This window comes from Bacillota bacterium (genome assembly GCA_040755295.1).
GTDB lineage: Bacteria > Bacillota > Desulfotomaculia > Desulfotomaculales > Ammonificaceae > SURF-55.
In genome coordinates this window covers 89221-101509 of sequence record JBFMBK010000001.1, presented here as the reverse complement: position 1 = coordinate 101509, position 12289 = coordinate 89221, and the positions used below count along the sequence as shown (strand labels likewise).

Annotated in this window: 12 protein-coding genes; all 12 read right to left on the bottom strand. The window is 49.0% G+C overall.

What is annotated here, in order from left to right; genetic code table 11:
• Positions 1-75: 75 nt before the first annotated feature.
• The gene (locus tag AB1500_00435; GenBank protein ID MEW6181634.1) at positions 76-732 is read right to left on the bottom strand and encodes a class I SAM-dependent methyltransferase; all 657 of its coding nucleotides are present in this window, start codon (positions 730-732) and stop codon (positions 76-78) included.
• Entirely contained in the window at positions 732-1607 is an 876-nt protein-coding gene (locus AB1500_00430) for a sugar nucleotide-binding protein (GenBank protein MEW6181633.1), read from the bottom strand. The genes AB1500_00435 and AB1500_00430 overlap by 1 nt, the downstream gene beginning before the upstream one ends.
• 7 nt (positions 1608-1614) lie before the next feature.
• Positions 1615-3180, bottom strand: coding sequence for a radical SAM protein (locus AB1500_00425; GenBank protein ID MEW6181632.1), 1566 nt, complete (start codon positions 3178-3180; stop codon positions 1615-1617).
• Between the two features lie 79 nt (positions 3181-3259).
• Positions 3260-4225 (bottom strand): transketolase C-terminal domain-containing protein, encoded by a 966-nt coding sequence (locus AB1500_00420; protein MEW6181631.1) that lies wholly within the window; start codon positions 4223-4225, stop codon positions 3260-3262.
• The gene (locus AB1500_00415; protein MEW6181630.1) at positions 4222-4998 is read right to left on the bottom strand and encodes a transketolase; all 777 of its coding nucleotides are present in this window, start codon (positions 4996-4998) and stop codon (positions 4222-4224) included. The genes AB1500_00420 and AB1500_00415 overlap by 4 nt, the downstream gene beginning before the upstream one ends.
• Positions 4999-5012: 14 nt before the next feature.
• The gene (locus AB1500_00410; GenBank protein MEW6181629.1) at positions 5013-5774 is read right to left on the bottom strand and encodes a TylF/MycF/NovP-related O-methyltransferase; all 762 of its coding nucleotides are present in this window, start codon (positions 5772-5774) and stop codon (positions 5013-5015) included.
• Positions 5775-5799: 25 nt separating this feature from the next.
• Complete coding sequence (locus tag AB1500_00405) at positions 5800-6633, bottom strand: SDR family oxidoreductase (GenBank protein ID MEW6181628.1); 834 nt, start codon at positions 6631-6633, stop codon at positions 5800-5802.
• Between the two features lie 7 nt (positions 6634-6640).
• Entirely contained in the window at positions 6641-8761 is a 2121-nt protein-coding gene (locus AB1500_00400) for a glycosyltransferase (GenBank protein MEW6181627.1), read from the bottom strand.
• Positions 8762-8927: 166 nt separating this feature from the next.
• On the bottom strand, positions 8928-9638 hold the full coding sequence (locus tag AB1500_00395) for an acylneuraminate cytidylyltransferase family protein (GenBank protein MEW6181626.1): 711 nt from the start codon (positions 9636-9638) through the stop codon (positions 8928-8930).
• A 4-nt stretch (positions 9639-9642) separates the two neighbouring features.
• Positions 9643-10707 carry a nucleotidyltransferase family protein gene (locus AB1500_00390; GenBank protein ID MEW6181625.1) on the bottom strand — a complete coding sequence of 355 codons (1065 nt, stop codon included), beginning with the start codon at positions 10705-10707 and terminating at the stop codon, positions 9643-9645.
• Positions 10708-10758: 51 nt separating this feature from the next.
• The gene (locus AB1500_00385; protein MEW6181624.1) at positions 10759-11163 is read right to left on the bottom strand and encodes a four helix bundle protein; all 405 of its coding nucleotides are present in this window, start codon (positions 11161-11163) and stop codon (positions 10759-10761) included.
• 86 nt (positions 11164-11249) lie between these two features.
• Complete coding sequence (gene neuB / locus AB1500_00380; protein MEW6181623.1) at positions 11250-12272, bottom strand: N-acetylneuraminate synthase; 1023 nt, start codon at positions 12270-12272, stop codon at positions 11250-11252.
• Positions 12273-12289 lie beyond the last annotated feature (17 nt).

Genomic DNA, 12289 nt, shown 5'->3' with positions numbered 1-12289 from the left:
AATTTCTTAATCGGCTTGACGTTTCCCCAAAGAAATCCTCCCTATGCGGAATTGAGTCGTCGAAGCGTCTTACAACTACTCAGCAATAAACCAATAATAGTCCCCTGTATATCCAACCTCGCCGAACAACTTCCGCCAGTCGTCAACGTGCATGTATGTCAGGGCAGTCAAGTTCCACTTCAGTAACCTCTCACGCTCTTCTTCGGTCCGCCATGCATCCACGGTAATAAACGCATGGGCTCGGGAAACCCTTTGAATCTCCCGCAGTGCCTGCTTACATTTCAATAATGGCAGGTTATGTATGGTAGTGATGGAAACCACCAAGTCAAAAGAGTTATCCTCATAAGGTAAAGCCTTTGCGTTTCCCACTCGCAAGAAAGGTTTGACCCTTTCAATCGCGTTGTCGAGGGCGTATCCGGATATATCTATCCCTGCTATATTAAGCCGTGGCATGAGTTCTTTGAAATCATACAGCATAAACCCCTTTGCGCAACCCACATCCAGTACGCTTGCATCTTCTGCAAGCTGGTAGTAGTCGCGAAACCTCCTGACCGTGTCCTTCCAGAAACGTTCGTGGTAATTGTAGCCACCGTAGCCGTAGAGGCGGTCGCCGTCAAAAAACTCCTTACCGAACTGCCGCGCTATTTCCCGGTTCGCATCTGTAATCAATTGGGCACGCTCGTCAATCGGCCTCTTAGATCGGGGATAACGATCAAGTAGGTTAATTTCCATTAGCTCCCACACTCTCTATAGGATCGCTTATAGAGTATTGTCGGCAAATTAGACTCGAGTATTGAGAATTCGAAATCATAACCTGATAAAAATTTTGAAACATTTAATGAATTATTGGCGGGACGTGGGTCAGCAAAATTAAAATCGCGGATAGAACAGTGTAGAATCAATTGATTCAACCCCATCGGTTCCGCAATAGCCAAACCGAGGGTATACCTGGTATACACTTTCGGAGCAGCTAAGTGGTATACTCCCGTAGCTTTTGAATCAATTAAGAGTTTGATAGCGCGGGAAATGTCATCAACGCAAGTTGGACAGACAACCTGATCATCGGCACAGCGGATGGCATTACCTTTAAGCAAGGAATTAATTATTTGCCCTACAGGGGAAGAGTCATCCTTTTCAAGACTATATAACTTGCTCATCCTGATGATTATGAACGGATCGTCTTGACCAAGCAAAAAGTCTTCAACCGCCTTTTTTTGACGGCCGTACTCTGTGGTGGGATAACACGCGTCTTCCTCGCTGTAATATCCCCTGTCGCCCCTGAAAACCAAATCGCTGGAGCAAAAGATTGGCGTAATGCTATGTTTGAGCAAGCCCGAAAGCAGTTCTATGGTATGAGTAACATTGAAAATGCGCGTCGTTTCGGGGTCACGACAACAAGTGTCGATTGCCGTTATACCGCTGCAGATTAAAGCGTGTGTGACGCCGCCGGGAAGCAGCGTGGCAAAATTGCCGACTGGCTCACGCAGATCAAGACGCAGGTCCTCGCCGGGGCCGTGCGAGGTACAGATAACCTTTCCCCCGTTAGCCTGCCAGTATGCTTTCGTATACCACCCGATTAACCCTTTTGAACCAACAATCAATAACATCAGTAGACTATCCCGGGATTTTGGGAGTACACTCTTGAAATAGCTGGGGCTGATCGTAGAGGTCCTTAAACGACAGAGGACCATCGTAGTCAGGGAAATAACGGTAAAACGTGCTCTGGGCGTATTCCCTTTGAATCTGGAGTTGTTCGAACGTGATACCGACCATCCGGGCATATTTTGCCTGGCGTTCCGGAGTTGAAAAATTGATTCGATCCCAGTCGAATGCCCGTATCACCCCCAGTTCATACTCCTTGAACGCCTCCGTATGGTATAGCGATACGGTGCGCTTTATAATACGGTTGATTTTATCCGTATCGTCAAGCCAACCACGTTGTGTAACCTGTTTAATTAAGCGTGTCCCGATCATCGGCGTGGCAATCGAGAAAACGGAGTAATCTATTTCCGGATGTTCTTCTGCAAACTTTATCGTATCCAGTATTTCATGGCGCTCCTCGCCCGGCATACCCACTACGAACAGGCCTATGATTTCCAGGCCGAGAGAATGAGCCCATAATAACACATCGTGATGGTGCTCTACCGATGAAAGCGCCTTACCGGCTACTTCCTTCAAAACCCGGTTATTGCCTGACTCCAGAGGACAAATGATCCGGTACATGCCGGCCTCTTTCATGGCTTCCAGCGCGTTTCGGGTTAGCGGCCAAAGCGGCATGCCTTGGGCGACAAACCACTGAAAGCGCAGGTTACGGCGGACGATTTCATTAGTAAATTCAAGTATTTGCCTTTCATCCCGGGCAAATAAATCGTCGAAAAAATGAATCTCCTTTATACCATCTTCAAGCGCCGCTTCAATTTCCGCGACTACCATTTCTAAAGGCTTGCGCCGGTATTTTTGCGTATTCCCGCGCATGTGCGTAACACAGCAAAAAGAACAACGCATGATACATCCGCGTGAAGTCATAATGTCTCGATAATAGCAACTTTTCTCCGGAAAGCGTATTTTCCCAAACTCAAGCACCTTCATATATCTAACCCTATCTTCGCCTTCGAACAAGTGGTAGGCGGGCAAAGGAAGATCCGCGAGGTTAACTTTAGGATAATCCTGCGAAACGCTTAATTCGCCTGATTCAAGACGATAAGCTAAGCCTGGGAGAGAAGATAAATCCCCCTGCACGTTAACAGCCGAAAGTAGTTCACCAACAGCAAAATCGACTTCACCCTTAATCGAAAAATCACACACTCCTTCAGAGACGGCTTTACCCGGAAAGTTAGTCGCGTGAGAACCAGTCAACACCGTTACTATTTCCCGACAGTGATTGCGCGCTAAGTCAAATACACGCATACCGTCCCAGTCTTGGGCTGTAGAAAAAGTGAGGACGGATTGGACCATTACGAGAGCGTCGGGTTTAAATATAGCGAGGCTTTCTGTAAGTCTGTCAAACCGGTCACCTGTATACAGACCGAGATCGAACAGTTTAACTTCAAACCCGCGGTTTATTAAATTCGCTGCTACTACGGTAGGTTCTACGGGGGAAACAAGACGATATCTTTCAAAAACAGGGGTTTTCGGACTAAAACTGTTTCCTTCGCCGCTGTTAATAAGCGGCGGAATCACGATAAGAACCTTCTTGACCATTCTTAGTGCCCCCAACTGCTAAGATTTATCCTCCTTGACAAACCAACCTTTCATCCAATTAAGATCCGCTTTTTGCTAAAAGTGCGCCGCCTTTCCGTATTCCAAAGTCGGACCTTACCTTGTCAAGGATGCCATTCCGGGTCAAACCCAACCGTTCGCAATGATCTTCGTATGACCCATATTCAGTTACGAAACTATCCGGTATAGATATGAAAGAGTACCGAATATCCGGAATATCAATAGTGGCACGCAGCACGTCGTCGCCCAGACCCCCGCTCCGCATGTGTTCTTCAATTACCAGGATACGCCTCGTCTTACTCGCGCTGGAGCGGATCAAACCGCTGTCCAAGGGCCGAATGGTGTGGATGTATAGTATTTCGGCATCCCAACCCATTTCGCTGAGCGCGTCTCGCGCGGCCACAGCGTTATCCAATTGCGGCCCGGTTGCTACAATGGTAAGGTTTGAGCCATCCGTAACTTTGATACCCTTACCAAATTGAATCTCCCTTGCGTCAAAGCCTTGCCCATGTTGGTGCGCCGGGATGCGAAAGAGGGTTAACTGATCGCAACGGTAACTTTGCCGGAAAATTGTATCGAATTCGGCCGGAGTCGCGGGGTATGCTATTTGTGTTCTCTGAAGGGTCTTGAGCAACGCGAAATCATTATAACAGTGATGTGTGCAGCCAAGGCATGGATAATCGAAAGCGCTCCCAACCGTTACAAGATTCCCCCCTAATTGCTGATAACAAAAATCCAGTTTAATTTGCTCAAACGCCCGTTCAATAAAAAACGGAGCAATGGTGTGGGCAACCGGAACGAATCCCGTTTTTGCAAGTCCGGCGGCCATGCTGATGATAGTCGCCTCGCAAATCCCGATGTTGTAATAGCGTCCTGGACAGGCTGCGGCGAAAGGTTGTAACGCAAAGTGGCCTATATCCCCGACCAGCACCACAAGGTTGGGGTCCTCAAGGCCGACTTCAAGCATCGTATCTGCGAATTGCTGCCGGATAGATTTCGCGGTCAAGACAGAACCTCCATAATCGTTTTGAACTCATCCTTATTGGGTATCCTATGATGCCATAGGCCGTGCCCTTCCATCATCGGCACCCCTTTTCCCTTTACCGTATTTGCCACAATCGCCTTCGGTATACCCCATTGGCTGAAGTTTTGACTATCCAATGCCCCTCGAATTTGATTCTCGTCATGCCCGTCTATTTCGGAGGCTTTCCAGCCGAACGCTTCCCATTTTGACCTTAGAGGACTGACAGGAAGCACCTGCAGCGCCGAGCCGTTATTGTCTATAATGCAGCATAAATTCCCCAGCTTAAGGTTCGCCGCCACCAATGCCGCTTCCCAAATCGTACCTTCGTTGCATTCACCGTCACCGACAAGCACGTAGACCTTGTTGTCCATGTTACGAATACGCAGGCCGAGAGCCACACCGACAGCTAACGGGAACCCGTGGCCAAGTGACCCTGTTGAGGCCTCAATGCCCGGAATTTTTGTGCAATCAGGGTGAGCGCCCAATATACCGCCCGGCCTGCAAAAAAGCTCAACGTCGTGCTGTGTAATAAAACCATAGTGCTCCAGCAAGACATAGAGTGCCACGCAGCCATGCCCCTTGCTTAAAATAAAGTAATCCCGCTCGGGCCAGTCAGGGATTTGTGGATCGAACTTAAGATAGCCGCTATATAACACCGAAAGAATATCGATAATTGACAGGGCGCTTGGGATATGGCCGTCCCTGCCTTTAAAGACCATCTCGATAATTCGCTTGCGCAAAACATTATTATTCAAGATTAATTCCCCTTCTATTCAATAACCGCATAGGACATCCACGTGCTGAAAAACGGACGCTTAAGTCTCAAAGCGTTTATGCCGATCGTATCAACCAAAGCTTTTGTCTCGCCGGGCCAATGCCGCGCGTACAGCTCATCAAAAGCGACTACCGCCCCTTTAGGCATACGAGGCAGAAAATGCTCGATAGCCACTTTGGTCGGTTCATAAACATCTACATCTAAAAATAGCAGGCTTACCACTAGATGGGGGTTGTCTTCGATGTATTTTGGAACCGTCTCCCGGATATCGCCCCGAACCAGTTCAACTTTGGGCAGGTGCCCCAATAACCTGTGCCGGTCAAAAATATTAATGCAGTGCTGCAAGTCCTCGTAAGCATCTACCCCGAACCCTCCTTCGGTGGCGTGCACAGACCGTCCCGGTCCCTTGTCCACCTCGGAGAGGTCCCTAAAACCGCTGAAGGTATCGAATCCTATAATCCTCCTGGAAACCGCCCACGGATCCAATATTGAGCTTAAGTGCGCAAAGGTCATCAGGCCCCCGCCGAAAAGCACGCCGCACTCAATTATCGCGCCTGGAATATCTATTGTATGCTTAAATATCTCATATCTGGCCAAAAACCTGTTAAGAGTGCTTTGTTGCACATACTTCGGGAAATTCTCCAGTTTTTCTGTAATGGTCCCCACACTTGACTCGAAGTACTTCTCCAACCCGGTACGATAGTCGATGTCTTTTTTTGAAGTCGTATCCGGTTCGTGTGCTATTGAGCGATCCACGCAAATTGCCTCCTATTTAATATTGCTACGGATGCCGGTACCGCCTCAATTTAAACAAATCGGGATCCGATACTAAACTTTGGGTAAGATTGTAAGCTTCTTCCCCTCGCCAGTGGTCATGTCTTACCGAAAAATTACGGCCGCCCGCTATCGTCTTGCCCTGTTTTGCCAACCACTGAATGCAGTCGTAAATATCGTCCATGGAAGTGCCGTTATTTCCCCCCGCCTCCATGAATTCGCGGGTTCTTTTATAGTTCATCCCTGCGTTTTCCGCGTTGTTGATGGTCTGCTTGTGCATCTTTGTTCTCGTCCATCCCGGACCTACAATAAAAGCGTTCAAATCTGAGCATTCATTGTCCAGGAGCTCACACATCTTCATCAACATTATTTTAGAAACGCAATACGCTGAGTAGTTCGGAAAAGGGTTATTGGTCCCCCCGCCGGCGAAAAAAACGGCGTGCGATACCTGACCCTTGCGGCGGTATGGGTACAAGGCATGCAAAACCCTGAGTTGCGCTGTAGAGTTGATAATCACTGAACGCTCCCACGCGTCGAACTCGGTGCTAAAAAAGTCCCCTATGGGCTCCAAAGTCCCCACACACGAAATAAACATGCCCCAAGGAAGAGACAAACGATGGTATTTTTCAATAACTGACTTTACGCTACCGGGATCTTTAACGTCGCAAGGAAATAGGTAAAGTCCCGGCTGGCCCATAAGGTCTTCAAGAATATCTATTCTCCTATACGTTCCGACGACGGTACAACCATCCCGGAGGTAGCGCCCTGCCAGCGCCCGGCCAATGTCGCTACTAATACTAAGTATGAAAACGGTCTGTACAGGTAACTTGTTAGAAGACATTCTAAGTTTAATCTCCTTGCACGTCTCTTAAAACGGATAGCAAATTTTGAATGGCCTTGTCATACGTATAGTTCTGAACGGTTTTTTTTCTCCCGTTTTCCGCAATCCTTTTTCTCTCACGCTCATTTTCTAAGAAGTAGTGCACCTTATCCAACAAATCATCCTTACTGCTGAAAGAAACAAAGTCCTCGCCCTCGATAAAGTAGTTGCCGATACTGTTGTAATCATGTTCTGCGGGAAGTTGCCTTGACATGTATAAGGAACCGCAAGCCATTGCTTCCAACGCCCGTTGATGCATTGTTCCATAGGGTTGAATCCCCAAGGTGATTCTTGCCGATGAATATATCTTCGCCAATTCCTCCCCGTGAGCAGCCGTCCCCATAGCAAATTTCTTGAGTTGCGAATTGTTGACCCACTCCCTGCCCCAGATCTTGAGGGAGTGACCGCATTCCGCCACCCAAACCAGAGGAATGGTTCTATGAAGCCGGTTCCCTACCCGAGAGCCGAATTCGTAAGCGAAGTCGTCACTTATGTATAACTGGAACCCACAACCTTCCAAGGCTTCCGCAAGCACATGCTTATAATCCTCAACGGTAAAAATCGGTTCCGATCCCTCAATCCTTCTGCGAGTTAATTCGTAAGCTGAATAGAGGAAATCCTTGAACTTCGGCCGGATATCTTCGTCTTCTATTCGCGTTATGTATTCGGAGACCAAGGCATCGAGGGATGATTTAGGATCGCCGACGTGCGAAACATAGGTGATGTCGGACGCGTAACGAGCCTTTTCCGTTCCGACGAGCTCAATTTTATCGAAAATAAGTGAATTAACGGGAATAATCTGGTCAAACAGGTCCGCTTCCGGGTAACCCAGTTCTAACATCTGGTCTTTAAGCTTGGGGGCTCCTACTAACACAAGATCGTTGTCCGATAACTTTTTAGCAGAATCCCTTGATAAAATGTTAGGCAGCGGATCCTGCACCCATGTTATACACATAAGGTTATCAGGAATTCCAAACTCCCACTTAAAATGATCCAGCATGAATATAATGTTCGGCTTGAAATCCAAAATTTTTTCATATGAGTTACCGACAAAGATCCTTTGAATGTCTGATTTCTCAATTAAAAGATCGGATTTTATTCCCAGGTTGACGCTCGCAGACATGCAATCCCTTGTGGAATATTGAAGAAAAGTAGTAAAACGGCAGGTGATGAACAGAATTCGCAGATCACCTTTGTGATTGAGAAATAAGTCTTTGTAATACTGGTCGTCATAGCTTTCGGCAAGCTTCAACACCTGCGAGAGTTTTTCTTCAACATCCTTGTCACGCGTTTCCTTTATCGTTTTGAAAAAGGATCGAATCTCGTCCTCAACAATACTGCCGATGCACTTATTAGGAATCATGCTCTGGTGGTCCTTAAAAAAAGAAGCAACGCCGGACTCTTCGCGATAATCCGGGAAAAAAACAAACCTCTGCTTTTCGATAATCGGCCGGAAGTCTTCAAGCTGCAAATAAACTTGCATTGTTACAGGGTCGGTCCATACGAGGTATATGGGAATTTTGATTCCATTAAGCGCCGGCTTAAAGGTTTTTTCGTGGATTGCAAGCAGTTTTTCTTTTTCGTAGATATCAATTGCCAGTACACACTCCTCTTTAGCCAGTGTACTTGACTCGTCGCTTTCGTTTTGAAGATCCAACACCTTCAGAAATATCTTGGTTGCCTTATCAAATACGAAATAAGAGGAATCGTTACGCGGGATACATATGAAAGGGAGGTCTTCAAAAGAGGGGAAAGACTTAAGATAATTGAACTCGTAGGCAAGTAGATTTTTTACATTAGTTTCATAAGTCTTCTTAAGTCCTTCGGCATTCGGCTCGTAATAGGCGGCTAATAATTGGCTTAATAGCTCTTCTTTTAATTCTTCTGTTAAAGATTTAGAGGAATAGCACTTGACAAACAGGTCCAGCGCCTGGTCATATTTCCCCATTTTAAACAGGAATAAGCCGCCGTAATACAAAACATCCTGATCTTCCGGATTTTCTTGCAAAGCCCGGGTATAATACTGCGTGCTCAAAAGAAGGTTGCTTTCGCTCTCGTACTTGAGAGCCTGCTCGAGCCAGTTGTTCACCGAGTATCCCCCTTACCCGGAAAAGCCGGGACCAAAATATTTCACCACAGAGGCACAGAGTTCACAGAGAATAGTAATATCAGGGCTAAATAACAGGTCAAGTCCTCAGTCCTCAGTCGGGTGGGCTGTGCCCACGAAAACAAGTTACGATTTACATGCTATTCTTTCAGATTTCCGCATCCCGCATTTCTGTAATCAACGCCTCCGCCAAAAAGAAATCAAGCGGATTGTCTATATCCACGGAACGGTGACGCGGCATAACGTAGGCGTACGTTCGCGGTCCGAACCATGACCTGCGTTCTCTGATGAAATCCCAGAGCGCCAGATATATGCTCCCGTTAAGGCGGTAGAATTTCGGCAGTTCCTGCCGGTTGACCGATATGTCGCTTCGCAGAAAACCTTCCATGCAGCCGTCGTCGGGTAGGGTATTACTCCACCAGGGGTGGTGTTCCGTCTCGCAGACGGAAACCACGGCGTCGGCGCCGCGCTCCACAAAAAGGTCCAGCGCGCCGGTGATGTCTTCCGCCCCCCGTAAAGGGCTCGTCGGCTGCAAAACCGCAAGGCAGTCGTATCTTCGGCCTTGGTCCTCCAACCACCGCATCGTATGGTGCAGCGCGTCAACGACCTTGGCGGTATCCGTGGCAAGCTCCGGGGGCCGGATAAAAGGCGCCTCGGCGCCCCCTTGCCGGGCAACGGCGGCGATGTCCTCGCCGTCTGTGGATACCATAAGATAATCAAACACCCCGCTTTTTTGGCCGGCTTCGACGGAATAGAGCAAAAGGGGCTTTCCCGCCAGCGGCTTGGTATTCTTGCCGGGGAGACCCTTCGACCCGGCCCTGGCCGGGATGAAGCCTAAAACAGATAAACCTTTATACATAAGCTTATACCGTTAGCTCCATGCTTTCGAAAAGTTTAAGGGTCTGCTGGTATTCTTCCCACTGCCCGACATCGAACCATTTTCCGTGGTGCGGGTAGATGCCCACACGGAATCCGCCTTTCTGGGCCGCGGTGATAAGATCGGGCATGTCCACCGCCTTGTTCTTCTCGATCAGTTGCAACAACGAAGGTTCCAACACGTACAGCCCGGTATTGACAAGGAAGTGAAAATTAGGTTTCTCCTCGATCCAGAAGTGGTTCTCTTCCGTGTGCATCACACCGTAAGGAACTATAAACTCTTTCAGCGCTCCCACAATCGTCAGAGCGTACTGACCCTCCCGGTGATATTCAAGCAGCTGGTTGTAGTCCATTTCCACGATAATGTCACAGTTGGTCAGCAGAAACGTATCCTTGAAACGTTCGGTTAAAAGGGAGAGGGCGCCGGCTGTTCCCAGGGGTTCCTCTTCCTGCACGTAACTGACGTTGTAGGAACGGCCGTTGCCGTTGAAATACAGTCGGATGATCTCGGCTTTGTATCCGAGGCAGAGAACGAACTCGCCGAATCCCTGCCGGTTGAAGCGTTCCATGATTACCTCGATAATGGGCTTGTCCCGTAAAGGGATCATCGGTTTGGGCAGGATTTTGGTAAAAGGATCAAGTCTTGTTCCCTTCCCGCCAGCCATTATCACCACGTTCTCCGGCCGCGCCTCCACCTTGGAAAGGAACAGGTCCTGCCACATCAGAAGGTTGACCAGCCGGCCCCGCTTGTCGACGAGAGGAATATGCCGGATGCCGTGCTCCGTCATCAGCTTACGTACGACTTCCAGGGAGGTGCCTGAAGGAAGCACTTTGGGCTGCCGGTTCATTATCAGAGCGACAGGTTCCCGGAGGTTTACGCCATCGAGCAGCGCCCGGCGTACATCACCGTCGGTGACGGTACCCAGCAAAACCCCCTCGCCATCGGCCACCAGCAAGATTTGCCGTGCGGCGCGGTCCATTTTTTCGAGCGCGCGTACGATCGGTTCATCCGGCAGTACTGTGACTCCGTTAAGCAGTTCAGGGCGCTCCATTCGCTCGCACCCCCTTCATTTAGTTCCGAGTTGCGGGTTACGGGTTGCGGGTTACGGGTTAGGCATTGGCTTTGATTTCGGACTTTTGATTTTCAATTGGTTAAGATATTTTATAAAACCACCAATGAGTTGCCCGGTTTCCGTAGCTGATTTATATAGCTGTTCAAATTGTGCTTCATTAATTAATCCAGCATCCATCGCAACGTAGATTTGGGCTTTCACTTCACCAACCGATTCCTTAGCAACGGAAAGAAAATAACGGAATTCACTGTTCCTATTACGCTCAAATCCTTCCGCAATATTTGACATAATGGATATGGCAGCACTTCGGATTTGGTTCCGAAGACCAAAATCCCCGGCAAACTTGCCCACTGAAGTTATCTCGTAGATTGCCTTCGTTAATTCACGAGCTTTCTTCCATGCTTCTATATCCTCAAATCTTGTAATCTGTGCCATCACTGCCTCCAACTCACAACTGAATCTCCTACTCCCTACTTGGTTTATTAAAAACTCGCAACGCGCAACTCAAAACACGCAACTGTCTAAACCATCTCCCAGGTGATAACCGTATCGGCTGGAATGTCGACCCGGGCCCGCCGGCCGGCGACGATCTCCAGCATTTTAGGCGGAATGCCCGTACCGGGCCTTTTGACAGCTATTTTATCCGCCGTGATTATCTCTCCGGCCTTGATTCCGCGGGCGGCGACCAGGCTGCGTCTTGCAACCTTCGAGGTTTCCAGCTCACGGGAAGTGGGCCTTTTCCGCCCGTCTCCCAGCGCTTTCTCGACGTTGCGGATCGCCCGGATCATCGCCGCCAGTTCTTCCGGCTCAAGTGAAGCCCGGTGGTCCGGTCCCTCCATCCGCCGGTCTAAGGTGAAGTGCTTTTCAATCACAGATGCCCCTAAAGCCACCGCGGCTACTGCAACTTCAATGCCGGGCGTGTGATCCGAATAACCGACCGGGACACCGAAAACCTGCCGAAGCATAACCATCGCTTTAAGGTTCACGTCTTCGAACAGGGCCGGGTAGTCGGATGTGCAATGCAAAAACGTCACCGGCGCAGTATTGCAGGCGGACCTTATTACCCCTAACGCCTCCTCGACCTCACCGAGGGTGGCCATGCCGGTGGACAGGATCAGCGGCTTCTCTTTGGCGGCGGCGTACCTCAAGAAAGGATGGTTCACGAGTTCGCCGGAGGCAATCTTGAAGACCGGAACGCCCAAGGTATCGAGAAGGTCTATGCTTAAGTTATCGAACGGAGTGGACAAAAACATAATACCCGTTTGATCGCAATATGTTTTCAAACAGCTAAAATCCTCGAACCTTAACGCGAGACGTTTAATCATCTCGAGCTGGGTCTCTCGGGAGGCCGGCATGTTTGCCTGTTGATAACCCGCAATCCCGGCGCTTTTTGCCGCCAACTCTTCCGGGACGAAGGTCTGGAATTTCACGGCGTCTGCGCCGGCGTGCAAGGCGGCGTCAACCAACCGTTTTGCGGTTTCAAGGTTGCCGTTATGGTTTACCCCGGCCTCGGCGATAACGAAAACCCCTTGTTTAAGAGCCACACCTCACTACCCCCTGA